This window comes from Delftia sp. NA_296.1 (assembly GCF_052692095.1).
In genome coordinates this window covers 325,241-350,412 of the sequence record NZ_JBQZGF010000001.1, presented here as the reverse complement: position 1 = coordinate 350,412, position 25,172 = coordinate 325,241, and the positions used below count along the sequence as shown (strand labels likewise).

The window sequence follows — 25,172 nt, the reverse complement described above, 5'->3', positions numbered from 1 at the left end:
ACCCAAGCAACACCGACCCGCCCATGGCCAATATCCAGGACCTGCTGACCGAGACCGCCGCCGAGCCGCCCTGCGGCCCGGACCTTACCTATGACAACGATTTCCAGGCCATGGAAAGCGCTGCGCAGGGCAAGGTAGAACAGCAGTTCGGCGACACCGTCATCCCCGCCGAGCCACCGGACTGGCGCGACGTGGAGCGCCAGGCCTCGGCCCTGATGCAGCGCACCAAGGACCTGCGCGTGGCCGTGCTGCTGTGCCGTGCCTGGACCATCCTGCACGGCCTGCCCGGCACGCTGCAGGGCCTGCAGCTGTGCGGCGCCCTGCTGGAGCGCCACTGGGAGCATGTCCACCCCCTGCCCGAGGATGGCGACGACTACTTCATGCGCATGAATGCCCTGGGCACCCTGTCGGACGTGACAGGCTTTGTGCGTGACCTGCGCAACGCCGACTTCCTGCGCGGCGCACTGGGCCAGATCAGCGTGCGCGACGCCGAACTGATGGCCAAGGGCAACGTGCCCGAGGACCTGCCGCACCTGACCGCCGACGAATTGCGCATGGCCTCGGCCCGCGCGCATGCCGAGGGCCACGAAACCCTGCTGGCCGTCACCCCTGCGCTGCAGGAGCTCGACCAGATCCGCGCCTGCTGCGAACAGCACCTGCCCAGCCACCAGCAGCCCGAGCTCGACGGCCTGCGCCAGCTGCTGCTGGCCCTCAAGCAATGGCAGCCCCAGTCCACAGGCGATGCCGACACGGCCGCCGAAGCCGATCCGGCCGCACAAACCGGTACAGAGGGCGGCACGGTGGCCCACCCCGCGCCAGGCTCGGCACCCGCCCCGGCGCGCAACCGCGAACAGGCGATTGCCCAGTTGCTGGAAATCGCCGCCTTCGTGGAGCGCACCGAGCCCTCCAACCCCGCCCCCCTGCTCATCCGCCGCGCCGCCCGCTTCATGCGCATGGGCTTCATGGACATCCTGCGCGAGCTGTCGCCCGACAGCCTGGCCCAGGTGGAAGTGATCACGGGCGCCCACCTGCAGGAGCAGCAGACATGAAGGCCACACACGGACCTGCTGGACCCGGACTTCGCTTTCAAGGAGCTGGCTGCCCCATGACACCCACCCCGTCCACCTGTTTCCACACGGCCTCTTGCACCCTCAGCCCTTCGGTCCGCCGCAAGGCGGGACTCCAGGCTTTTTACTTCTGCGACCTATTTTTTTCTTGAAAGGAACACCCGCATGTCGCTCACCAAAACCGGCAAGAGTGGTCAGAAATTCATCGCGCGCAACCGTGCGCCGCGCGTGCAGATCGAGTACGACGTCGAGATCTACGGCTCGGAAAAGAAGGTGCAGATCCCCTTCGTGATGGGCGTGCTGGCCGATCTGTCGGGCAAGCCCGTCGATCCGCTGCCCGAAATCGCCGACCGCAAGTTCCTGGAAATCGACATCGACAACTTCGATGCGCGCATGAAGTCCATCAAGCCCCGCGTCGCCTTCCAGGTGGACAACACGCTGACGGGCGAGGGCAAGCTCAACATCGACCTGAGCTTCGAGAGCATGGAGGACTTCTCCCCCGCCGCCATCGCGCGGCGCGTGGGCGCGCTCAACTCGCTGCTGGAGGCCCGCACCCAGCTGCACAACCTGCTGTCCTACATGGACGGCAAGCAGGGCGCCGAAGAGCTGATCGGCAAGGTGCTCAAGGACCCTGCGCTGCTCAAGTCGCTGGCCGCCGCGCCCAACATCACTGCCCCGCAGGCCTCGGGCCCTGCATCCGAGGCTTGAGGCAGCACATCAGGAAGGCAAGCACGTCATGAATACCGCAACCCAACTCGAACAATCGACCCAGGCGCTGGCCGGCAGCGAATTCGGCAGCCTGCTGCAAAAGGAATTCAAGCCCAAGACCGACCAGGCCCGCGAAGCCGTGGAAGCGGCCGTGCAGACGCTGGCCCAGCAGGCCCTGGGCTCGGCGATCACGCTGTCCAACGATGCCTACCAGACGGTGCAGGCCATCATTGCCGAGATCGACCGCAAGCTGTCCGAGCAGATCAACCGCATCATCCACCACGACGACTACCAGAAGCTCGAAGGCGCCTGGCGCGGCCTGCACCACCTGGTGACCAACACCGAGGTGGACGAGATGCTCAAGATCCGCGTCATGAACATCTCCAAGAAGGAGCTGCACCGTAACATGCGCCGCTTCAAGGGCGTGGGCTGGGACCAGAGCCCCGTCTTCAAGAAGGTGTACGAAGAGGAGTACGGCCAGTTCGGCGGCGAGCCCTTCGGCTGCCTGGTGGGCGACTACCACTTCGACCACAGCCCGCCCGACGTGGAGCTGCTCGGTGAAATGGCCAAGGTGGCCGCCGCGGCCCACTGCCCCTTCATCTCGGGCGCGGCGCCCGCCATCATGCAGATGGAATCCTGGCAGGAGCTGGCCAACCCGCGCGACCTGACCAAGATCTTCACCAACACCGAGTACGCCGCCTGGCGCAGCCTGCGCGAGTCCGACGACGCCAAGTACATCGGCCTGGCCATGCCCCGCTTCCTGGCACGCCTGCCCTACGGCGCGCGCACCAACCCGGTCGATGAATTCGACTTCGAGGAAGAAACCGACAGCGGCGACCACGGCAAGTACTGCTGGGCCAACTCGGCCTACGCCATGGCGGTCAACATCAACCGCTCGTTCAAGTACTACGGCTGGTGCACCTCCATCCGCGGCGTGGAATCGGGCGGCGCGGTGGACAACCTGCCGGCCCACACCTTCCCCACCGACGATGGCGGCGTTGACATGAAGTGCCCCACGGAAATCGCCATCAGCGACCGCCGCGAGGCCGAGCTCGCCAAGAACGGCTTCATGCCCCTGGTGCACCGCAAGAACTCGGACGTGGCCGCCTTCATCGGCGCCCAGTCGCTGGCCAAGCCCGCCGAGTACTACGACTCCGACGCCACGGCCAATGCCAACCTGTCGGCGCGCCTGCCCTACATGTTCGCCTGCTGCCGCTTCGCGCACTACCTCAAGTGCATCGTGCGCGACAAGATCGGCTCCTTCCGCGAGCGCACCGACATGGAGCGCTGGCTCAACGACTGGATCATGAACTACGTGGACGGCGACCCGGCCAACTCCTCGCAGGAGACCAAGGCCCGCAAGCCCCTGGCCGCCGCCGAGGTGCAGGTGCAGGAAGTCGAGGGCAACCCCGGCTACTACACCTCCAAGTTCTTCCTGCGCCCCCACTACCAGCTGGAAGGCCTGACCGTGTCGCTGCGCCTGGTGTCCAAGCTGCCTTCCGTGAAGCAGGGCGCGAAGTAAGACTGCCCGCCCACCTGGCTCCTGGTGCCGACACGCTCGCACCAGGGCCAGGCCCCATAACAAGAAACAGGCCTGGAGAAGCTTTCCCCTCCAGGACCCAACTCAGAGAGGCTTTTCATGCCCTGGAATGTAGACAACGCCGTCGCCACCCTGCAGACCAATGCCCGTGCCAGTTCGGCCGGCTACTGCGCGCGCTATGTGCGCGATGCGATCGGCGCTGGCGGCATCGCACTACAGCGCACGCGCGATGCCAAGGACTACGGCACCAGCCTGGTGGCCGCCGGCTTCACACGCTACGACGCCATGCCCGAAGGTGGCTACAAGAAGGGCGATGTGGCCGTGATGCAGGGCTTCACCTCATCGCCCGCCGGCCACATGCAGATGTTCGACGGAAGCGTCTGGATCTCGGACTTCAAGCAGAACGGCTTCTGGGCAGGGCCCGGCTACCGCACCCACAAGCCCGCTTTCAAGATCTACCGCCATCCCTGATGAGCCCATTGAGCCACGCCATGAACGCCTGTTCCAAAGCTTTTTTCACCCTGCTGCTGGCCGGTACGGCCTGCGCCACGGTGCAGGCCGCCCCCGTCACGACAACAGCAACGGCAGCGGACATCACCACCCTGTTCACCGACGCCCTGCATTGCCGCATCGAGTTTCCCGACGGCCGCGACGAAGCGCTGGCCCAGCGCCTGCGCGCCCAGGGCGTGACCGTGGTGGACCGCGCGCCCGGCGAAAGCCTGGACCTGCTTTATCTGTTTGCCACGCCGTTGGAGATCGATGGAACGCAGGTGTCCTCCATCACCGTGCGCGGCGGCAGCGGCAGCATTGTCGCGGCGCGCGCCACGGGCAGCCTGCAGGCGCTGGTCCAGCGCACCAAGGCCCGGCCACAGGCGCGCAGCAGCTGGGATCTTGAAGGCTTTGGCGAGCTGCCCGCCCAGTACACGCGCGCCATGCCGCTCAGAGAGGGCGTGGACGAGACGCCACCGCGCATCGTCATCGGCCATGTGGCCGGCGAGGCGCCCGACGCCGTGCGCTGGGGCTGCCGCTCCTACGACGACTGACCGGGGCGCAGCCGCACCCCGCCCCTCTCTTTTTCCTGCATTTTCACCATGCCCCTGCCCAGCTTCACCTCACAGCTTTCCCTGGACGAGCAACTCAAGGCCCTGAAGGACCAGATCCGCCAGGCACCGGCCTCGGCGCCCCTGCGCGTCTACTACTTCCAGCTGCTGTGCGTGCTGGGCGAATGGCAAAAGGCGCTGGAGCAGCTGCAGCTGTGTGCCCAGCTCGACCCGTCGTGCGAGCCCATGGCGCGCGCCTACCGCGAGGCCATCCGCTGCGAAGTGCTGCGCGCCGAGGTCTTCGCCGGCAAGAAAAAGCCCTTCCTGATGGGCGAGCCCGCGCAATGGCTGGCCTGCCTGATCGACGCCCTGGCCCATGAAGGAGCGGCCGCCCAGGACCTGCGTGCCCGCGCCCTGGACGAGGCGCCCGCCACGGCCGGCCACATGGGCGAGCACCGCTTCGAATGGCTGGCCGACAGCGATACCCGCCTGGGCCCCGTTTGCGAGCTGCTGGCGCACGGCAGCTACTACTGGCTGCCCTTCGACGCCATTGCACAGATCGGCTTCGAGCCCGTGCAGGACCTGCGCGACCTGATCTGGCTGCCCTGCGAGGTCACGCTGCGCGAGGGCGGCGCGCTGCAGGGCTTCATGCCTGCGCGCTATCCGCTGGTGCCCGGCGATGACGATGCCGTCCGCATGTCGCGCCGCACGCAGTGGAGCCCGCTGGACACAGGCTCCTCCGATCCTGACGAATCCTCGGGCCACGTGGCCGGCCATGGCCAGCGCACCTGGGTCACCGACTCCGAGGACTTTCCCATGCTGCAGGTACGCCAGCTCACGCTGAGCACCGCCGGCTGATCCCCCGCCCCTTTTTAACCACTCGCAAGACCAGACACCTGCCCACAATGTCCGCATCGATTGCCTTCACCCTCTTCCAAGTCAACTACGCCAAGTCCATCGCCGATGAGATGGAACGGCGCCAGCTGGATGTCCTGGTGCTCACGCCCCTGGAGTACCTGGGCATCCTCGCGGACAAGGCACGCATCGACCCGCGGCTCGCCTCCCGGCTGCACGCCATCCTGGCGCAGACGCCGCTGGGCGAGTACTGGACCAAGGTGATGAGCCCCAACGTGGGCGAGCCCTGGGTCGCGCCTGCGGCCCTGGGCTCCATGGATGCCTACATGATCGCCAGAACCCTGCAGGCCCTGGGCATGGCCGGCGTGGGCTCCTACGTCAAGACCACGTCCAGCGGCACCTACATCATCATCAGGGGCCATGCGGGCTTGCGCGGCCACCTGCTGCGCGGCACGCGCTACCTGGCCTCCAACCCGCGCATGGTGCAGATGGGCCTGGGCATGCGCGGGCTGCAGAACGTGGCCAGGGGCGGCTTCATCCTGGGCGTGGTGGTCTCCAGCCTCATCGAGTCGCTGGACTTCATGTTCAACGACGAAAAGACCATGCACGACCTGGTCGGCGGCATTGGCGTGGAGGCCGTCAAGGCCGGCCTGGCCACCATGGTGGGCCTTGGCATAGGCGCTGCCGTGGCTGGCGCCACCGCCGTGGCCGTGCTCCCGCTGGCCGCCATGGCCGTGGCCGTGCTGGTCACAGGCATGGCGCTGAATGCAGCCGACCAGAAATGGCAGATCAAGCAAAAGGTGATTTCCGCCCTGAAATCCCTGACCGATGACACGCCCCAGGGCCTGTATCGCGTCAACACCCAGTCGCCCGAATGGAAGAAGCTGAACCAGGACAACGGTCAGCAGCCCGACGGCGACATCGCCTGCGCGCCCGGCCCCGGCAGTACCGGCCTCTTGTGCAGCATCAACCGCCAGAAGTGACAGGGACCGAATACTCCATGCAAGACCGCGTCCGCCAGAACCGCAGGAACGCCATCTGGGCCATCCCCCTTGGCATGGCCCTGCTCGCGGCCAATGCGTACCTGGTGCTGGTGGAGATTGCGCCCGACATCCGGGACCTGCTCGATCGCGCGCCCGCCGTCAGGATCACGCCGCTGTCGCCACTGGCCATCACAGCGCTCGCCTTCCCGCTGGTGATGGTTGCAGCGGTCATCGCCAATGCCATCCCCTGCAGCAAGACCGTGCTCAAGAAGGTGGAGTACGCACTGATGGGCGTCCTCGCCATCAATGTGCTTTCCATTGCCGTGTCCTTTCTGGTGGTTGCGCCACTGCAGCACTACGCCATGCCCCGGATGGGATACGAGCGCTGCAACATCCTTCAAGGCCATCCCAGCATGTACTTCACCGACTGGGTCAGCAACCCCGCATGGTGCGTGCGCGGCAAAAGCCGGGAATGGGTCAATGAGCAGGCGCTGCTGGCCGGCGCGGCAACCGCTTCCGAAGGGGGCCGCGATGCGCATTGAAATGCCGCAGCTCCAGCAGCCAGGCCTGATCGCGGCATTCGTCCTTGCGATGGCATGTCTGAGCCCCTGGGCTGCCGTTGCCGCCACGCCCGGCACCCTGCGCTGCGGCTGGTTCGACAATCCCACGCCCGCCAATGCCTCGCTGACCGATCGCGATACCGACTGGACCGTTGGCGTGCAGGGCGGCCACCAGGCCCAGGGCGACTGGCCCCGCTTTGCAGACCGTGACTGGGTGCGTACCGGCCATGGCAGCCACGGCTATGGCTGCGCCTGCATGAAGGTGTCCACCGATGACAAGGAGCAGATCGTTCAGATCTTCTCTGCCCGTTCGCGCCCTCTTTCCGCCTGCCGCCAAGACCCGGCGTTGAAGGCGAAGGAGCCCGTGAACCCCCTGGCGGCTGCCCGGCCGGCCGGTTCCTGAAGAAACAAGCCATGCGCCCCAGTCCCCTCAACCCCATGCCCACGCTGCGCACGCGCCAGAACCAGGCGACCGCAGCCAAGGACCGGCTGCAGCCCGCCCTGCTGGACCGGCTGACCGACCATGAGCCCCATCTGCGCACCGAGCGGCCCGATGCGGTCTTCGTGAACGAATCCCGCCTGCGCGAGGCCCTGCTGCGCGATCTGGGCTGGCTGCTCAATGCGCGCGATGCCTGGGACCACGTGGAGATGGAGGGGCTGGAGCATGTGCAGCGTTCGGTCATCAACTACGGCATGCCGCCGCTGGCCGGCCAGCTGCTGTCCGAGCTGGACTGGAGCCATGTGGAGCGCAGCATCCGCGAAAGCATCCTGGCCTTCGAGCCGCGCATCCTGCCCAAGACGCTGGCGGTGACGCTGCTGGCCTCCACCGAGCAGCTCAACCACCACAACACGCTGCAGTTCGAGATCCGCTGCCAGTTCTGGTCCATGCCCTATCCGCTGGAGCTGCTGCTCAAGACCAGCCTGGACCTGGAGACCGGCCAGGTCTCGCTGCAAAACCTCAGGGCCTGAGCCCGGACGCCGCCACCCACACCATGAATCCCCGCCTCGTCGAGTACTACAACCGCGAACTGGCCTATCTGCGCGAGCTGGGCGCCGAGTTCGCCGCCGCCTTCCCCAAGGTGGCGGGCCGCCTTTCCCTGCACGACACCGATGTGGCCGACCCCTACGTGGAGCGCCTGCTGGAAGGCTTCAGCTTTCTGAGCGCGCGCATCCAGCTGAAGATGGATGCGGAGTTTCCGCGCCTGTCCCAGCGCATGATGGAGATGGTCTGCCCCCACTACCTGGCGCCCACGCCATCCATGGTGGTGGTCCAGCTCAAGCCCAGCGCCAAGGAAGGCAACCTCGTGGACGGCTTCACCCTGCCCTCTGGCAGCGTGCTGCGCACCCACAAGTCACAGGAAGAGCAGACCATCTGCGAATTCCGCACCGGCGGGCCGCTGACGCTGTGGCCGCTGGAGATACGCCAGGCGCGCCTGGGCGGCCCGGCGCTGGACCTGCCCCATGCCCTGGTGCCCCAGCTGGGCGAGGCCGGCGGCCACCTGCGCCTGCAGCTGGCCACGCTGGACGCCTCGCAGTGCATGCAGCTGGCGATGGACCAGCTGTGGGTCTACATCCATGCGGGCGATGTCGTCGCCTCCCACCTGCAGGAACTCATCCACACGCAGACGCTGGCCATCGTTGTCCACCACCCGCAGGACCCGCGCCAGGTCTGGGACGTGCTGCAGCCCGATGCACTGCGCGCCGAAGGCCATGACAGCGAGCAGGCGCTGATTCCCTATTCGCACCGCGCCTTCCAGGGCCACCGTCTGCTGCACGAGTACTTTGCGTTTCCCGCGCGGCAGCGGTTTTTCTCGATCAACGGCCTGTCGCGCAGCATGCGCCGCATTGCCCATGACGGCGTGGGCATCACCGTGCTGCTGCGCCGCGCCGCGCCCACGCTGGAGCCGCAGATCGACGCGGCCAAGCTGCTGATGCACTGCATTCCGGCCATCAACCTGTTCGAGTACACGGCGGACCGCCTGCATGTGGCCTCCAACGTGCACGAGTACCACGTCATTCCCGACCGCACGCGGCCGCTGGACTTCGAGGTCTACGGCGTGCAGGCCGTCACCGGCCACCACGAAGGCAAGACCCAGGACCGCGAATTCGCGCCGCTGTACGCATCCACGCACGGCCTGCACTCCACCGAGCAGGCCTACTTCACCACGCGGCGCGAGCCCCGGCTGTTTTCCGAGCGCAGCCTGCGCAGCGGCCCGCGCACGCAGTACCTGGGCTCGGAAGTCTTCATCTCCCTGGTGGACCAGCGCGAGGCCCCGTTCTCCGACGACCTCAAGCAGCTGTCCATGCACACCCTGTGCACCAACCGCGACCTGCCACTGCTCATGCGCGTCAACCAGCCGGGCGGCGACTTTGCGCTGCAGGAATCGGCGCCCGTGGAATGGGCCCGCGCCATCGCCGGCCCCAGCGCGCCCATCCCCGCCGTGGCCGACGGAGGCCTGACCTGGCGATTGATCTCCCACCTGAGCCTGAACTACCTGGCCATGACCGATCTGTCCGACGAGGAAGGCGCGGCCACGCTGCAGGAGCTGCTGCGCCTTTACCTGGACCTGGGCAACCACCAGCTGGCCGGGCAGATCGCCGCCATCCAGGGCATGCGCATCGAACCCATCACGCGCCGCCTGCCCCAGCACCGCCAACTGGTCTACGGCCGCGGCGTGGGCGTACACCTGAGCGTGGACGAGCCAGCCATGGCCGGCGTCAGCCCCTGGCCCCTGTCCAATGTGCTGGAGCGATTCTTCGCCCGCCATGTGGGCGTCAACAGCTTCACCGAGCTGCAGTTGCACTCGCGCCAGCGCGGCCCCGTCGCGCGCTGGACTCCGCGCCCCGGACAAAGGCCTGGCATATGAGCAATGCTGCCCACGCCCCCCTGCCCGAACCGGAACACCTCCAGTCTGCGGCTCCGGCTCCAGTACCAGCGCCCGCGCGTGCGCCCGTGCAGGCCACCGGGCCCGAAGACGCCCGGGCGCGCCTGTTTTGGCAGCGCCTGAGCGCCAAGCCCTACCAGTTCGACCTGATGCACAGCCTGCGCTACCTGCAGGCACGCCATCCCGCGCTGCCGCGCCTGGGCCAGGCCACGCGCCCCAAGGACGAGCCGCTGCGCCTGGGCCAGGACCCGTCGCTGGCCTTCGCCCCCGCCACCATTGCCGAAATCCTGCCCTCGCGCGCCGGCGAGCCCGAGCGCATGACGGTCTGGAACTTCGGCCTCTACGGCCCCAACGGCCCGCTGCCCACGCACATTACCGAATACGTGCGCGAGCGCCTGCGCCAGCATGACGACGCCACGCTGGCACGCTTTTCCGACATCTTTCACCACCGCATGCTGCTGCTGCTGTTCCGCGCCTGGTCGGACGCACAGCCCACCGCATCGCTGGACCGCCCGGGCGAAGACCCCTTTGGCCGCTACATAGACAGTTTCATAGGCGCCGGCCTGCCCAGCCAGCGCGCGCGCGACGACGTGCCCGACCACGCCAAGCGCTTCATGGCCGGCCATCTGACCCGCTGGACGCGCAACCCCGAAGGACTGTGCCAGGCCCTGTCGCACTACCTCCAGATTCCCGTGAAGCTGGAAGAAAACTGCCTGCACCACCTGGAGCTGGAGCCCGAGCAGCAGACCCGGCTGCAGGGCCGCCCCTGCAACTCGCGCCTGGGCGTGGACGCCGTCGTGGGCTCGCGCGTGCCCGATGCGCAAAGCAAGTTCCGCCTGGTGCTCGGCCCGCTGGGCCTGGAGCAATACCGGCAGCTGCTGCCCCAGGCCGCACTGTTCCAGACCCTGGTGGACTGGGTGCGCAACTACCTGGGCATCGAATTCGCCTGGGACTACGTGCTGGTGCTGCGCCGCCAGGAAGTGCCTGCCGCCCGGCTGGGCAGCAGCACCCAGCTGGGCTGGACCACCTGGCTCACCCACGCCGAGCCCGCCCAGGACGCGCGCGACTTCCGCCTGGACCCCGAAGCCTGGCTGCGCCAGCGCCGCCAGCCCGTGCGGGGCCGGCGCCCCGGCCCCGGCCCCAGTCCTCGAGCCACTGAATCACCGAACCACTGAATCACCACTTCCCTGCTCGCACACATGCCCACCGTACAGATCAAGTTCCTGCACAACGCACCGGTCCCTTCCACGCTGACGCTGGTCGAAGGCAACCGCCTGCGCGTCAAGATCGAGGCCGTCGCCAAGACCTACAAGCTGGGCGCCAGGATCGATGCGCCCAGCATTCTTGCGGCCCAGCCCCCCGTACACAACGCCCGCGCCGACAGCTGGCAATTCGACTTCGTGGCGCAGCAGCCCGGGCTCACCAAGCTCAGCATCGTGGCGGTGCAGGGAACCGGGCTCAGCGTCATGCCCGCAGCCATCACCGTGCAGGTGGAGAAGAGCATTTCGCTGCCTGCGGAGAAGACGACGGAGGGGATGCTGGTACGCCTGCTGCTGGCCGAGAACTTCTCGCCAGACGGCGCCCCCCGAAACGTCGCATGGAAAGCTTCCGACGTCCTGACGTCCATGCGCTGGATGCGCCGCGTCATCGAGAACCGGCTCAAGAGCGGCAAGCCCGAGGAGTTCATGGCCCGCGGTGCAACCACCATCGCCGACATCATCAAGGCCAACGACCGAGGCATGGTGCAGTTCCATGGCTTTCCGACCTATCCCACGCTGAACCAAAACATGCAGGAAAACCTCACGGACTACCTGCAGATCGCCAACAACGGCCTGCATGGCAAGCGGACGGCGTACCAGCAGTTTGTACAAGCGGCCATCACTGTTGCCTCCGAACCGCTCGCTGCGGATCCCACAAGCACCGGCCTGTATGCCTGGCGATCGGAAGGCAGTGGTTCGCCCGGTCCGGATTTCAAGGTGCACGCCACGCTCATGGGCAACACCTTCTACACGCATGCCCGACTGCGCAAGCAGGACTGAAGACCCTGTCCCACCAACTCCCGACACCATGCCCATGCCACAACCCAAGAGTTCCTGGCTACCCGCCTGCCGCATACGATGGACTGCATGTCTAGTGGCCACGCTGGCTCTGTCTGTCTCCGCGCCTGCCCATACATCTGAAACGGCAGACAACCCCACCGCTACGCCAACACCAGCAGCACCCCGAGATCCCGTTCCCGCCGACTTTTCGCGCCCCAGCAAGGCAAGCATCCCCTCGCCCACCGTGCTGCGCGCCTACCTTCAGCTCAAGGAAAGGCGTGCAGGCACATCCATGGCGGGGAGGCCCCAGCACTTTTGCTTTGTCCAGCAGCGCTCCACGCCACCTGAAGATCCAGGACCCTTCGTCTGGATGATCTGGCAAGACGGCGGCGAGATTCTCAATCTGGGTCGGCTGCCGGCCCAGGTCCACGCGACGGCGCAAGAGGCCGAAGAAGACGGCCAGGGCTTGGCACGAAGCAAGTCCATCCACCTCGCCACAGACGTCCGTGAAACGGCAGAGGAAATCTACGGCAGCAGCTTCCTCGTCGAACGCGCCTGGGTGAACAGACTGCTGGCGCAGTGCAAGGCCAAGGGCCGCACCATCAAAGTGGCTCCTGCCCGATAGCCACATGCCGCATATCGGACGCAACCGCTTTCCCGGGCCATGCCGTGTCAGGCAAGGCCGTCGCCTGCTCGCAAGGTGTCTGCTGGCCACCCTGGCGGGATCGGCCCTGCCTTTGCTGGCAGCGCCTGAAAGCGGGCGGGCCTCCGATTTCTCGCGTCCGGCGCAATCCCTGGTCCCTTCTCCAGCCGCCCTGCGTATCCATTTGAAGAGCCGCCAGGCATCGACTGGCCACGGAAAGCCTGCAGCCCTCCAGCGCTTTTGCTTCGTGCAACAGCACAACCGCAGCGCAGTCCCTGCGCGATCGTCGGTCTGGATGCTCTGGCTCGAAGGTGGCCAGATCGCCAATCTGGGGCAGCGCCGCTTCACCGCCAAACCATCGCCGGATGAAGCGCAATGGGATGGCGATGCCTTGTCTGAAGCCAAGACCATCCACCTCGCCACCGACGTCCGTGAAACGGCGCAGGAAATCACTGGCAGCAGCTTCCTCGTCGAACGCGCCTGGGTGGACCGGCTGCTGGCGCAGTGCCAGGCCAAGGGCCGCAAGGTCGAAGTCCGCCCCCGCCGCTAGCCGGCAATTCCGACCGCCCATTTATCCCTTCTTTTTAAGCACCCAAGACCCATGACAGAAATCAGCCGCCAATCCCTCTTCGGAAAGCTCAACCCGCTGCTGTTCAAGTCGCTGGAAGGCGCCACCGTGTTCTGCAAGCTGCGCGGCAATCCCTATGTGGAGCTGGTGCACTGGCTGCACCAGCTGCTGCAGGAAAACGATTGCGACCTGATCCGCATCCTGCGCCACTTCGACATCGCCTCCGACCGCCTGGCCGCCGATGTGCTGCGCCGCCTGGACCAGCTGCCGCGCGGCGCCACCTCGATCAGCGACTTCTCCGAGCACATAGAGACCGCCATCGAGCGCGGCTGGGTCTATGCCACGCTCATGTTCAACGACAGCCAGATCCGCAGCGCCTATCTGCTGTCGGGCATGGTGCGCACGCGCTCGCTGGCCAATGAGCTGCGCTCCATCTCGCGCGAATTCGACAAGATCTCCGAGCCCGCGCTCAGCGACGCCTTCGCCCGCCTGCTGCCCGACTCGCCCGAGGCACGCATGCGCGCGGCCGATGGCAGCGGGCTGGAAGGCACGCCGGGCGAAGCCAGCCAGGCCACGGGCGCGGCGCCCGGCCAGGGCGGTGCGCTGCAGCAGTACACGGTGGACCTGACCGCCCGCGCCAAGGCGGGCGAACTGGACCCGGTCACGGGCCGCGATGACGAAGTGCGCCAGATGGTGGACATCCTGCTGCGCCGCCGCCAGAACAACCCCATCCTGGTGGGCGAGGCCGGCGTGGGCAAGACCGCCGTGGTCGAAGGCCTGGCCCTGCGCATCGCCCAGGGCGATGTGCCGCCGCCGCTGCAGGGCGTGGAGCTGCGCGTGCTGGACGTGGGCCTGCTGCAGGCCGGCGCCAGCATGAAGGGCGAGTTCGAGAACCGCCTGCGCGGCCTGCTGGACGCCGTGCAGTCCAGCACCACGCCCATCGTGCTCTTCATTGACGAAGTCCACACCCTGGTGGGCGCGGGCGGCCAGGCCGGTACGGGCGATGCCGCCAACCTGCTCAAGCCCGCCCTGGCGCGCGGCACGCTGCGCACCATCGGCGCCACCACCTGGGCCGAGTACAAGAAATACATCGAAAAAGACCCGGCCCTGACACGCCGCTTCCAGCTCGTTCAGGTGCACGAGCCCGACGAGCCCCGCGCCGTGGACATGCTGCGCGGCGTGGCCGCCAAGCTGGAAAACCACCACCAGGTGCGCATTGCGGCCGACGCGGTGGCCGCGGCCGTCAGCCTGTCGCACCGCTACATTCCCTCGCGCCAGCTGCCCGACAAGGCCGTCAGCCTGCTGGACACGGCCTGCTCGCGCGTGGCCATGGCCCTGCATGCCACGCCCGCCCAGCTGGAAGCCGTGCAGCGCCGCATCGAGGCCCTGGGCGTGGAGCAGGAAGTGCTGCTGCGCGAGGCCGCCCTCGGCCTGCCCACGGCCGAGCGCCTGCAGGCGCTGGAAACCGACCTGGCCAGCCTGCGCGACCGCCAGGCCACGCTGGCCGAGCGCTTTGGCCAGGAAAGCGCGCTGGCCCGCCGCATCCTGGAAACCGAGGCCGCCCTCATGGGCCTGAAGCCGCCCGTCTTCTCCACCGGCGCCGCCGCAGACCCGTCCACTGCGGCACCGGAAACGGCCGCCGAAGCCGCCGCAACCGAACCTGCCGAGCCCCCCAGCGTGGCCTCGCTGGAAGCGCTGCGCCGCCAGCTCGCCGAGCTGCAGGGCGATGCCCCGCTGCTGCAGCCCGTGGTCGATGCCGGCGTGGTCGCCGCCGTCGTGGCCGAATGGACCGGCATTCCCGTGGGCCGCATGGTGCGTGACGAGGTGCAGTCCGTGCTCTCGCTGGCAGACACGCTGGAGAAGCGCGTCATCGGCCAGCGCCATGGCCTGGAGGCCATCACGCGCCGCATCCAGACCTCGCGCGCGCGGCTGGACGACCCGGGCAAGCCCATCGGCGTGTTCCTGCTCGCCGGTCCCTCGGGCGTGGGCAAGACCGAGACGGCGCTGTCCCTGGCCGAAGCCCTGTATGGCGGCGAGCAAAACCTCATCACCATCAACATGAGCGAGTTCCAGGAGGCGCACACCGTCTCCACCCTCAAGGGCGCGCCACCGGGCTACGTGGGCTACGGCGAAGGCGGCGTGCTCACCGAGGCCGTGCGCCGCCGCCCCTACAGCGTGGTCCTGCTCGACGAAATCGAAAAGGCCCACTCCGACGTGCATGAAATGTTCTTCCAGGTCTTCGACAAGGGCTGGATGGAGGACGGCGAGGGCCGCTACATCGACTTCAAGAACACCGTCATCATCCTGACCTCCAACGTGGGCTCGGACCTGATTGCCAACATGTGCCGCGACCCGGACCTGGCGCCCACGCCGGAAGGCCTGGCCCAGGCCGTGCGCCAGCCGCTGCTGCAGACCTTCCCGGCCGCGCTGCTGGGCCGCCTGACGGTGGTGCCCTACTACCCCATCTCCGACGCCATGCTGGAGCAGATCATCCGGTTGCAGATGCTGCGCATACAGCGGCGCATCGAGGAACGCCACGGCGCGCAGTTCAGCTTCGACGAAGCCGCCGTGGACCTGGTGCGCCGCCGCTGCAGCGAGGTCGAGTCCGGTGCGCGCATGGTGGATGGCATCCTCACCCAGAACCTGCTGCCGCGCATGGCCACCCACTTCCTGCAGGCCACCGTGGAAGGCCAGGAACTGCAAAGCCTGCACGCCGGCGCCAGCGGCGACGACTTCACGCTGGACGTGCGCACCCGCGCTGCGGAGCCCGCATGAGCGGGCGCCGTCTTCCACGCGCCACCACGGCAGTGATTGCCGCCGCGCTGCTGGCCGCCCCGGCCGCACAGGCGCTGGACCTGGGCGCCATCGGACAGGCTGCCGACACCGTGCAGCGGGCCTCGGGCGCCGCCACGGCCGGCCAGCAGGCGCTGGAGGCCGGCCGCAGCGCAGCCAGCACGGCCACCAACGCGGCCACCGGTGCCGCCAGCGAGGCCCGTGCCTGGTGGGACCGCAACCAAGCCCAGCCCGAGGCGGCACAGTCGCCGCCCTCCGGCGCCGCCCCCGTGCAGGACGACCAGGGCGGCCCACGCCGCGTCATGGCCGTGCTGGGCGACGCCTGGACGGACAGCGCCCGGCGCGGCCAGGCCGTGGTCGCGCTCATGGACCAGGGCCCCTACCTCGTGCAGCGCCAGGCCGCCCATGTGGCGCCGGCCAAGTCGCAATGGCTGGCCCTGCCGCGCGGCGACAGCACCGGCGTGGCCATCGAACTGCCCAGCGACCCCGAAGGCACGACCTATGACCTGTCCACCGGCCGCGCGCGCCCCGGTGGCCGGGGCGTGCGCATCTTCGCCCTGTCCGTCCACGCCGACGTGCCCCAGCGCGCGGGGCGGCGCAGCTTGGACGCCATAGAGCAGCACGCCATGCTGCGCGCCAGCTCGGTGCGCACCGAATGGCCGCGCCAAAGCGGCGACATCCTGGAGCCCACGGGCGGCAAGCTGCTGGTCTGGGCCAGCGATGCCACGCAGCGCTTCCCTTCCGGCTTTGGCGCCGACGGGCGCCTGTTCACCGCCGACGACCCCATGGTCACCCTGCCGCGCGGCTACACCGTGGTCACGCTGGAGCCTCAGGGCCTGCGCTTCGACCGCGCCCGGGAAATCGCCCTGGCCTTCCATGCCGTCCAGCCCGCGCAGGACATCGACCTGTCCCGCCTGGGCGCAGGCGATGCGGCCCAGGCCCTCATCGGCCTCATTGCCGAGCGCCACCCGCTGGCCGCTGCCAGCGGCTTTGATGCCGGCAAGCTGCGTGCCGACTACGGCCAGCGCCTGCAGACCGCCGCCGAGCGCGGCGACAGCGCCGCACAGGCCCAGGCCCTGGCAGAAATGGGCCAGCGCCTGGGCGATGGCCAATACCGCGTTCTGCTGCCCGGCGGGCAGGCCTGGCCTGCCCGCACAGACCGGGGCCTGTCCCCGCAGCTGCTGGCACGCGGCAGCGTCAACCTGCCCATGCCGCGCACCTGGCTGCGCGAGGACGGCCGCATCGCCATCACCAGCGTGGCGCCAGGCTCAGCCGCCGCCAAGGCGGGCCTGCAGCCCGGCAGCGACATCCTCGCCATCGAAGGGGAAAGCCCGGCACGCTACCTGGACCGCATTGCCCCCGCCTCGCTGCGCGCCGGTGCCGACGCCCGCCGCGCCGACCTGCTGGCGCTGGACCTGGGCACGCCCGCCACGCTGAGCCTGCGCACCGCAGCCGGCACACCCAACAGCACATCCAGCAGCGCATCCAGCAACCAGGAACAGACCCTGCGCCTGGACGCCGCCCCCGCCGCCACTACGGCCCTGCCTGCGGCCGAGCCCGCCCTCGCCTCCTTCCTGCTGCGCAGCGCCCAGGGCGGCAACCTGGCCTACATCGCCCTCGACAGCTTTGCCGACGGCGCCACCGGCCAGCTCAACCGCTGGGAGGGCGCCCTGGCCGCAGCCACCCAGGCCAGGGTCACGGGCCTGGTCATCGACCTGCGCGCCAACCGGGGCGACGACGCCTACCAGCTGGTGCCCCACATGCTGGCCTCGCTCTACACGCGCGACAAGCCGCTGCGCATGCAGGACGCCGCCCAGCGCCTGTTCGATCCCGCCGCCCGCGTCTGGCGCAGCCGCGGCGGCCTGGGCCTGCCGGCCCAGCTGCCGCTGGCCGCCTCGGGCACGCCCTTCACGGCCCCCGTCGCCGTGCTCACCAGCCCCGGCTGCGCCGGCCCCTGCGAACTGTTCGCTGCCTGGCTGCAGCACAGCCAGCGTGCCGACATCGTCGCCACCAGCGCCACGGCCGGCGCCACCGGCCCCGCCACGCGCGTGCACCTGCCAGCCGGCTTCATCGTGCAAGTCCCCCTGCTCGCAGAAACCGGCCCCGCTGGCGGCAACAACCCCGCTGCACAGGCCCAAGGCGTGACCCCGCGCCTGCGCGTGCCCGTGGACGCGGCCTTCACCGCCTCCGTCCAGGCCGGTGGCGACCCGCTGCTGGACGCCGCCGTACTCCATCTAGATCGCAGCCGCACCGCGCAGGCATCGCGCTAGACCCACAAGCCCTTGCCGCCATGCCACCGCACCTGAACCCCGCCCGTTTCGTGACTTGTGCAGTCATGGCTGCCAGCGCGCTGGCAGCGGGCTGCTCGTCCAGCACCGACCAGATGCGGGTTGCCCTCGCTACGCCAGTTGCGGCCAAGGCACTCGATCCCGCCGATCCCACCGACCGCAGCCAGTACCGCTATCTGTATGCCGTGTACTGCAATGGCCGGGTGGATCGACTCGATCTGAAGAACCAGGCTAAGACAGGCAGTTTTCAACTGTCAGAACGCAGCGGCAAGCCTGCGGCCATTGCCGCGCTACCACGGCCAGGAGTTCGACCTGGCGGCTGCCTTGCCCGCCCTGTCGTCACGCAGGATGCGCAGGGCAGCAGTGACGGATTGGTGAACATCATTGCCAGCAGCCGGCTGGACCCCGATGCGGACGGCCGCAAGCCCTACCAGCTGCTGACCTTCGCCCTGCCGGGCTGGACGCTGCAGCAAGCGCGCAATCTGGGCAGCTTCGATGCATTGCCCCGCCTGGCCCGCGCCGCTGACGGAACCCTGGCCGTGCTGCCCCAGGACAAGGACACGGCCGCCGCCATGGCCGCGCAGGCCCAGGCCTGGACGGCAGCGGATGCGCTGGCCTGGACCAGCGCCCAGGCATGGTCGGCAGGCAATGTGCTGTTGATCTATGCCTTGCCCGGGCAGCGCGGCATGCCGGGCGGCCTGGCGGCCTGGCGGTTTTCACCGACCGGCGCGGCAACTACCAGTTCATTGCGCTGGGCCAGCCCTTCGACAGCGACCCTGTCATGGATGACGCCCAGGATGACGCCGACGGCGCCCGTCCTGGGCTGGTGTACGCAGCCCGCTAGCAGCAGAGGACCTTCAAGCCACCCCATGCAAGCCCTTCATCGACCGGCGCACGCAGGCCCCGCCATCCAGGCCTGAAGCCCCGACCCCTCTTCCACCCCAAGCACCGCGAGATCCGACACCATGACACGCAGAGTCACCATCAACACCCCCCTGGCAGACCAGCTGCAGCTGCGCCGGCTGCAGGGTCGCGAGGAAATCAGCCATCTGTTCGCCCTGGAGATCGACCTGCTCAGCGAAAGCGACAGCATCGATCCCAAGGCCCTGCTGGGCAAGGGCGCCACCGTGGTGGTGGAGACCCAGGACGGCGGCAAACGCTACATCGATGGCCTGGTCACGGCCTTTGGCATGCGCGGCCAGGACGAGCACCGCAACTTCCTGTACCGCGCGCGCCTGTCGCCCTGGCTGTGGCTGGCCACGCGCCGCAGCGACTTCCGCATCTTCCAGAACAAGACCGTGCCGGACATCATCAACGAAGTCCTGGGCATCTACGGCCACCCCATGCAGCAGCGCCTGACGCGCTCCTACCGCACCTGGGAGTACTGCGTGCAGTACAACGAGACGGACTTCCAGTTCGTCTCGCGCCTCATGGAGCACGAGGGCATCTGCTACTACCACCAGCACAGCGCGGGCCAGCATGTGCTGACATTGGGCGACGACATCGTCGCCTCGCACGACCCGCTGCAGGGCGGCGCCGTCATCCCCTTCCACCCGCCCGGCAAGGCCGCCGTGGCGCGCGAGGAATGCATACACGCCTGGGAGCTGCACCAGCGCGTCAAGCCCGGCCGGCACTACAACGACGACTACGACTTCAAGAAGCCCCGCGCCGAGCTGTCCAACATGCGGCGCAACCCGCCCGGCCATGCGCACGACGCCTACGAGATCTACGAATGGCCGGGCGGCTACACCGAAACCGGCGACGGCGAGGACTACATCCGCGTGCGCCTGCAGCAAAGCCTCACGCGCCAGAGCACGGTGCAGGGCAGCTCCAACCACCGCGCCATGGCGCCGGGCTACACCTTCACGCTGGACAACTACCCGCGCGGCGACCAGAACCAGGCCTACCTGGTCACGGCCGTGAACTACGCCTTCGAAGAAAACCCGCGCGTCAGCGACGGCGGCAGCGGCGAGGGCTCGACACAGAAATTCGTGCTCCAGGCCCAGCCCACCAGCCTGCCCTTCAAGCCCGAACGCATCACCGCCAAACCGCGCACCACGGGCCCGCAGACCGCCGTCGTCGTGGGCCCCGCAGGCGAAGAGATCTGGTGCGACCAGTACGGCCGCGTCAAGGTGCAGTTCCACTGGGACCGCATCGGCGGCATGAACGAGAACTCCAGCTGCTGGATGCGCGTGGCCACCAGCTGGGCCGGGCCGGGCTTTGGCGCGGTGCACATCCCGCGCATCGGCATGGAAGTCATCGTGGACTTCCTCAACGGCGACCCGGACTACCCCATCGTCATGGGCTGCGTCTACAACGCCTCCAACATGCCGCCCTGGGCGCTGCCGGCCAACGCCACGCAATCGGGCATCAAGACCAGATCCAGCAAGGGCGGCGCACCGGGCGCGGGCATGAAGAACGGCCAGGGCGACGCCAACGCCATCCGCTTCGAGGACAAGGCGGGCGCCGAACAGCTGTGGCTGCATGCGCAAAAGGACCAGCTCACCGAGGTCGAGAACGACGAGGACAAATGGGTGGGCAACGACCGGCGCAAGACCGTGGACCGTGACGAGACCAACGTCATCCACCGCGACCGCACCGAGACCGTGGACCGCGACGAGACCATCACCGTGCACAACAACCGCACGGAGCGCGTGGACCACAACGAGAAGATCAGCATCGGCGACAACCGCAACGAAGACGTCGGCATCGACGAGAACATCTCCATCGGCAAGAACCGCAGCAAGACCATAGGCCGCAACGAGAAGGACAAGATCGGCAACAACTGGTCGATCAAGGTGGGCAGCTTCAAGACAGAGACCATCGGACTGGCCTACATGCAGAACGTGGGCCTGGCCAAGATGGTGAACATCGGCGCCGCCTACAACGTCAATGTGGGCGCGGCCATGGTGGTGAATGTGGGGCTGAGCCAGAGCACGACGGTGCTCATGAACCGCAGTGTTTCAGTGGGTCAGAACCAGTCCACCAGCGTGGGCAAGAACCGCACCGACGACACGGCCGACAACCATACGGCGACGGTCGGCAAGAACTCCGCCACCACCGTTGGCGAGGTGCAGACGATCACGGTGGGCAAGGAAATGGCCATCACCGTGGGCGACGCCATCGAGATCAAGTGCGGCAAGGCCGTGTTGCGCATGACCAGCGACGGCACCGTGCAGGTCAACGGACAGACGATCTCCATCAGCGGCAGCTCCAAGGTGACCGTGTCGTCTCCGGACAGCCATATCAACCCCGCTTGAAGGAAATCCCATGGCAATCCCACAAGCACGCATTCCTGTCGAACCGTCCGATGACGGCAGCCTGCAGCACGCCGTGTCGAACGTACAGCTCCTGGCTGGACGAGTCATCGAAGCTCAGGAACAAGACCTGTATCTGGTGGCCCTTGCGCAAGACCCCGTGGTTTCGCTTCAGGCTCCCGCTGGCGTTCTGCTTCCGGAACTGGTTCCCGGAGACGAGGTCCTGCTCGCAGTCCTGCCCACCGGGCAGGCCACCATTACAGCCGTTCTCTCGCCTTCTCCTGCAGCGCCGTGGGGGCAGCGTGCCATCCGCCTGCAGTCGCAGGACTGCATCACGCTCAGTTGCGGGCAAGCCACGCTGAAGCTGACAGCCCAGGGCCTTGTCCGTCTGGTCGCACTGACGATTGAGCAGGACGCGCGGGACCTGCTGGATCTGGATGCGGCCGAAGTCCGCATCAACTGAAGGCTGGATCAGAGATGGACCTGAACGCTTTCCAGACCACGCAGGACATGCCCTGCAAGCGTGTGCCGCCATATGAGCACCAGATGCCCATGCTCGGGTTCAATGATCAGCGTATCGAATTCGGGACTTGCAGCGCCGCGCTCACCACGCATCACCCAACCGAGCTGCGGACGGATAGCAGGAATGATGGTCTCCCCCTCGCCCTCGGCGCTCAGGTGGACCCAGGCAACCCTCGTTCCCGCCCGTACCTGGTCCCGCCTGAATTGCATGCGCGGATGGGCGCAGTTCCATGCAGCCGGATCAAAAGAGGCCGGCATGCGCGAGAGAAGGCCCGGCGACTGTTCAAGCTCCCGAGCCGCATAGCTGCCCCACAAGGCACGACGCGGCAACCAGCTGCGTCCTATGCAGCCAAAGCCGGCTGGCGAAATCCGGTCGGCTGGCGATCGGAGCGGGTCATCGGCCCATTCGAGCTGATGCATCGGCGCTCCGTCCTGGGGAAGGCCTGCACTGAAGCCCGCCCCCACCGGATTGGGGCCGTGAAATATTTCGGGGTTTTCGGCATCCGCACCGCCAAAGGCGAGGTTGTAGGTCAGGGGAACCTTGAGCGCAGGCTCCAGCTCCTGCACCACAGGCACCAGCCCCATCTTGCGGCGCCAAACGCGCTTGCCAAAGACGCGGATGACGCGGTTTTCGCCGCCAATGGCCAGACCCGCGTCGAAACGTGCCACAGCCTTGCCGCCAGGTGCATGGGCATGGCCATTGAACAGAACATCCACGCGGGATTTCAGCGGGGCGATATCGGCCTCGTGGCGCACCACGTGCCCGCTCCCATCAAAGGACTCATCACCGCGAAACACAGGCACCGCCTTGCCCTGTGCCACTGCGCGGCCCGCGAAATCCAGCGTGGCCTTGATCACCACGGTGGAGCACAGGCCGCCGTCGGCGCTGTGTCCCGGCAGTATTTCCGCAGCAAACGGCGTCAGATTGTCCAGCATCGCTTGGGTTCCTCCTGGGCGGCATTGTCCCTGATGCAATGCCGCTGCGACGTAGCGACCAGCCTCTTTTCATCATGACCGTTATTGAACTCCCCATTCCCCGGGCCATCGACATCCCCGTCATGGACGGGCAGGCGCCCCGCTTGGCACGCACGCTGGTAACGCAGTACTGGCGCCGCTCCCAGTTGCTGCAGCGCCCCGCGTCGCGCCCCGACGCATTTGCCGTGTTCGACGACAGCATCGTGCAGGCGCTGAGTGGCCTGAAGCAACACCTGATGCACGCACCCGAGCTGGACCAAGCCTGCCAGCAGGCCATCGAAACAGCTGGCGCTGAAATCCTGGATGAGCCCTCCCGCATCTTCGCGCTGGCCTGCCTGCAAGCCCTGCACCTGCAACGCAAGCACGTCCACGATGGGCTGGAGCGAACGCTGGGAGCCCATCTCCAGGCCCAGCCGAACGCGGTCTTCAACGCCATGCGGTTTTGCTTTGACAACACCGTCGCCGAATACTTCACCTGGCTGCTCTCCCAGGAAAAGCACAGGCAAAGCGCGCCATTGGCACAGTTGCTCCAGCGCCTCGCAATTTCCCGGCCAGCTGTCAGTGACGAATTCGCACAAGCCATCTCTGCATGGACGTCCAGTCTGCCGGGCGGCGTGGCGGCCCTGTGTGATTGGCGATGCACCGGGCGTGGCGATGAAGCCAAGGCCATCGCAGCCACGCAACAAGACAGCGATGCGCAGGCCGCCTTGCTGGCGCTGGCGCTCATGGGCAGCCGGCAGGAAACGCCTGTGGCACGCACTCTTTTGGCCCGGATGCCGCATTCCACCGTGGCCTTGGCCCTGCTGGCCGCCAGGGATGGACATGCGCTGGCAAGCGCCTTGCGGGAAGGCCGGCATCCCCAAATGCCCTGGGGCCTGCAGGTATATGCGGCCTCGCTTGTGGGAGACATTCCTCTGCTTCGCCAGCTTGCTGCCCATACGGCCTGGGAGGATGAAGAGGCCTGCCGCATCTTGGCTGACGCCACGGCCCTGCTTACAGGAGAGCCTGCCGATATCGCCTTCGACATGGGTAATGAGGCATCCGGCCGTGCCGCCTGCGTGGATGCTGCCCTGGCCGCGCTTCCTGTTTCAGGCCCTGCACTGCGTCTGGGCCGCCCTCGCACACAGGTGGTTCTGCAAGAGTCCTCGGCCATGGTGGGAGCGCCCTTGCGACGACTGCTCTATCTGGAACACCTCTCACGCGTGGGCGCAGCGCTGTGGATCGAGGCCGACGATCTGGCCGTCGTTCAGGCCCTGGCCTGCAGCACGGCCTCCGTGATCGAACGTGCGGCATTCAACATCGGCAGGCCACAACCATGAACCCTCTCGTCATCGCGGCCACTGGCGCATGCACCCCCATCGGCACCCGGGCCTGGCAGACCGGCTGCGGCTTCACTGCACGCCAGTCGAGCTTTACCCGGCAGGTCATCACCGGCCAGGCCGAGCACCGTGCCACCGTATCCCGGGTGCAAGCCATTGATGCAGCCTGCAAAGGAACGGAACGCCTGATCCGGCTCGCAGCCCCTGCCCTGCACGAAGCCTTGCGCGGCCAGCCGGCGCCTGCCGCAGGCTGGCCGCTGCAGCGGCCCATCCCCCTCTTCGTGGCACTGCCCGACTCCTTGCCTGAACTGCCGGGCTGGATAGACACCGGCCGATTCGCACTGGAGCTTCCCCGCGCACTGGACCTCGCCGCAGAGTTCCTGCCCATCAAGGTCTACCCGGGCGGCGCAGTGGCAGGCGCCGATGCGCTGTCGCAGGCCTATCGTTTCATGCACGACAACCCCTCGGTGCCCGAAGTGATCATCGGCGGAGTGGACAGCTTCGTGGACACGGAGATCGCGGACGTGCTCTACCAGCGTCGCTGGGCCAAGGTCAACGGCGTCTGCGAAGGCTTCATTGCCTCGGAAGGCGCAGCCTTTGTACGGTTGTCCCGCAAGCCGGCCACTGCAGATTTCGTCACGGTCTATCCACCATTCTTTGCAGACGAGCCACGCTCACGCCTGGACAGCGACACCCTGCCCGATGGCCGCGCACTGATCGAGGCCAGCCACGGTGCGCTGAAGGCAGCGCACATGCCGGTCAACGCCCTGCACTCCTATTGGTCCGACATGGATGGCTCGGCATGGCGGGGCGCAGAGCTGGCCAGCCTCTCCGCGGCGCTGGCGTCACAGGGCGGCCTGCCGCAAGCCCAGGACCCGGCAGCACTGCTTGGTCAAATGGGCGCGGCCTGGGCGCCTCTCATGCTCAGCCTGTTCCATGAGATGCGCCAGTGGCTGACGCACCCCGTCATGCCGTCGCCCCTGGCAGGCCACGCAGGCCTGCTCACGGTCACCGGGCTGAACACCCGCGTGGCCGCCTGGAGCGCCACCTGGAATCGCCATGCCCGCACGGCAGGAAGATCTTCCGCAGCCGGGCGGCGCCAATCCTCCATTTCCCAAGAGTCCTGAGTC

Annotated in this window: 23 protein-coding genes; 22 read left to right on the top strand and 1 reads right to left on the bottom strand. The window is 67.6% G+C overall.

What is annotated here, in order from left to right; translation table 11 throughout:
* Nucleotides 1-23: 23 nt before the first annotated feature.
* The 20 genes from tssA to ACUTR7_RS01700 all read left to right on the top strand — a co-directional run bounded on the left by tssA (nt 24) and on the right by ACUTR7_RS01700 (nt 21,689).
* Nucleotides 24-1,049: a type VI secretion system protein TssA gene (gene tssA / locus ACUTR7_RS01795; RefSeq protein ID WP_192366844.1), complete on the top strand. Its 1,026-nt coding sequence runs from the start codon at nt 24-26 to the stop codon at nt 1,047-1,049.
* A 183-nt stretch (nt 1,050-1,232) separates the two neighbouring features.
* Nucleotides 1,233-1,775 (top strand): type VI secretion system contractile sheath small subunit, encoded by a 543-nt coding sequence (tssB, locus tag ACUTR7_RS01790; RefSeq protein WP_012205675.1) that lies wholly within the window; start codon nt 1,233-1,235, stop codon nt 1,773-1,775.
* 28 nt (nt 1,776-1,803) lie between these two features.
* Nucleotides 1,804-3,297, top strand: a complete 1,494-nt coding sequence (gene tssC / locus ACUTR7_RS01785; RefSeq protein WP_012205676.1) for a type VI secretion system contractile sheath large subunit — start codon at nt 1,804-1,806, stop codon at nt 3,295-3,297.
* A gap of 117 nt (nt 3,298-3,414) precedes the next feature.
* A complete protein-coding gene (locus tag ACUTR7_RS01780) occupies nt 3,415-3,786 on the top strand; it encodes a hypothetical protein (protein ID WP_013802359.1) in 372 nt (123 codons plus the stop codon).
* A 20-nt stretch (nt 3,787-3,806) separates the two neighbouring features.
* Nucleotides 3,807-4,358 carry a hypothetical protein gene (locus tag ACUTR7_RS01775; protein WP_445607961.1) on the top strand — a complete coding sequence of 184 codons (552 nt, stop codon included), beginning with the start codon at nt 3,807-3,809 and terminating at the stop codon, nt 4,356-4,358.
* Between the two features lie 48 nt (nt 4,359-4,406).
* Complete coding sequence (locus ACUTR7_RS01770; RefSeq protein ID WP_445607960.1) at nt 4,407-5,213, top strand: type VI secretion system accessory protein TagJ; 807 nt, start codon at nt 4,407-4,409, stop codon at nt 5,211-5,213.
* Between the two features lie 47 nt (nt 5,214-5,260).
* The gene (locus ACUTR7_RS01765) at nt 5,261-6,193 is read left to right on the top strand and encodes a hypothetical protein (protein WP_043823013.1); all 933 of its coding nucleotides are present in this window, start codon (nt 5,261-5,263) and stop codon (nt 6,191-6,193) included.
* Nucleotides 6,194-6,210: 17 nt separating this feature from the next.
* Nucleotides 6,211-6,735, top strand: a complete 525-nt coding sequence (locus ACUTR7_RS01760) for a hypothetical protein (RefSeq protein ID WP_445607959.1) — start codon at nt 6,211-6,213, stop codon at nt 6,733-6,735.
* 1 nt (nt 6,736) lies between these two features.
* A complete protein-coding gene (locus ACUTR7_RS01755; protein WP_445607958.1) occupies nt 6,737-7,156 on the top strand; it encodes a DUF4087 domain-containing protein in 420 nt (139 codons plus the stop codon).
* Between the two features lie 11 nt (nt 7,157-7,167).
* Entirely contained in the window at nt 7,168-7,722 is a 555-nt protein-coding gene (gene tssE / locus ACUTR7_RS01750) for a type VI secretion system baseplate subunit TssE (protein ID WP_012205683.1), read from the top strand.
* A 23-nt stretch (nt 7,723-7,745) separates the two neighbouring features.
* Nucleotides 7,746-9,620: a type VI secretion system baseplate subunit TssF gene (gene tssF / locus ACUTR7_RS01745; protein ID WP_012205684.1), complete on the top strand. Its 1,875-nt coding sequence runs from the start codon at nt 7,746-7,748 to the stop codon at nt 9,618-9,620.
* The gene (tssG, locus tag ACUTR7_RS01740; protein ID WP_445607957.1) at nt 9,617-10,813 is read left to right on the top strand and encodes a type VI secretion system baseplate subunit TssG; all 1,197 of its coding nucleotides are present in this window, start codon (nt 9,617-9,619) and stop codon (nt 10,811-10,813) included. Before tssF ends, tssG begins: the two co-directional genes overlap by 4 nt.
* Nucleotides 10,814-10,837: 24 nt before the next feature.
* Nucleotides 10,838-11,677: a hypothetical protein gene (locus tag ACUTR7_RS01735; RefSeq protein ID WP_445607956.1), complete on the top strand. Its 840-nt coding sequence runs from the start codon at nt 10,838-10,840 to the stop codon at nt 11,675-11,677.
* 370 nt (nt 11,678-12,047) lie between these two features.
* Complete coding sequence (locus ACUTR7_RS01730) at nt 12,048-12,302, top strand: hypothetical protein (RefSeq protein ID WP_228676892.1); 255 nt, start codon at nt 12,048-12,050, stop codon at nt 12,300-12,302.
* A 313-nt stretch (nt 12,303-12,615) separates the two neighbouring features.
* The gene (locus tag ACUTR7_RS01725; RefSeq protein ID WP_445607955.1) at nt 12,616-12,870 is read left to right on the top strand and encodes a hypothetical protein; all 255 of its coding nucleotides are present in this window, start codon (nt 12,616-12,618) and stop codon (nt 12,868-12,870) included.
* A gap of 51 nt (nt 12,871-12,921) precedes the next feature.
* The gene (gene tssH, locus ACUTR7_RS01720) at nt 12,922-15,663 is read left to right on the top strand and encodes a type VI secretion system ATPase TssH (RefSeq protein ID WP_445607954.1); all 2,742 of its coding nucleotides are present in this window, start codon (nt 12,922-12,924) and stop codon (nt 15,661-15,663) included.
* Nucleotides 15,660-17,951: a S41 family peptidase gene (locus tag ACUTR7_RS01715; protein WP_445607953.1), complete on the top strand. Its 2,292-nt coding sequence runs from the start codon at nt 15,660-15,662 to the stop codon at nt 17,949-17,951. The genes tssH and ACUTR7_RS01715 overlap by 4 nt, the downstream gene beginning before the upstream one ends.
* 65 nt (nt 17,952-18,016) lie before the next feature.
* Nucleotides 18,017-18,889, top strand: coding sequence for a hypothetical protein (locus ACUTR7_RS01710; RefSeq protein WP_445607952.1), 873 nt, complete (start codon nt 18,017-18,019; stop codon nt 18,887-18,889).
* 45 nt (nt 18,890-18,934) lie between these two features.
* A complete protein-coding gene (locus ACUTR7_RS01705) occupies nt 18,935-21,229 on the top strand; it encodes a type VI secretion system Vgr family protein (RefSeq protein WP_445607951.1) in 2,295 nt (764 codons plus the stop codon).
* 10 nt (nt 21,230-21,239) lie between these two features.
* On the top strand, nt 21,240-21,689 hold the full coding sequence (locus tag ACUTR7_RS01700) for a hypothetical protein (protein WP_183021397.1): 450 nt from the start codon (nt 21,240-21,242) through the stop codon (nt 21,687-21,689).
* An 8-nt stretch (nt 21,690-21,697) separates the two neighbouring features.
* Here the strand turns inward: ACUTR7_RS01700 and ACUTR7_RS01695 are convergent, their stop codons facing one another.
* Nucleotides 21,698-22,684, bottom strand: a complete 987-nt coding sequence (locus ACUTR7_RS01695) for a DUF2169 family type VI secretion system accessory protein (protein WP_445607950.1) — start codon at nt 22,682-22,684, stop codon at nt 21,698-21,700.
* Between the two features lie 74 nt (nt 22,685-22,758).
* Between ACUTR7_RS01695 and ACUTR7_RS01690 the strand changes: the two genes are divergently transcribed.
* Together ACUTR7_RS01690 and ACUTR7_RS01685 are read left to right on the top strand one after the other, a co-directional pair.
* The gene (locus tag ACUTR7_RS01690; protein WP_445607949.1) at nt 22,759-24,042 is read left to right on the top strand and encodes a hypothetical protein; all 1,284 of its coding nucleotides are present in this window, start codon (nt 22,759-22,761) and stop codon (nt 24,040-24,042) included.
* A complete protein-coding gene (locus ACUTR7_RS01685; protein WP_099752680.1) occupies nt 24,039-25,169 on the top strand; it encodes a 3-oxoacyl-ACP synthase in 1,131 nt (376 codons plus the stop codon). The genes ACUTR7_RS01690 and ACUTR7_RS01685 overlap by 4 nt, the downstream gene beginning before the upstream one ends.
* Nucleotides 25,170-25,172: the final 3 nt, after the last annotated feature.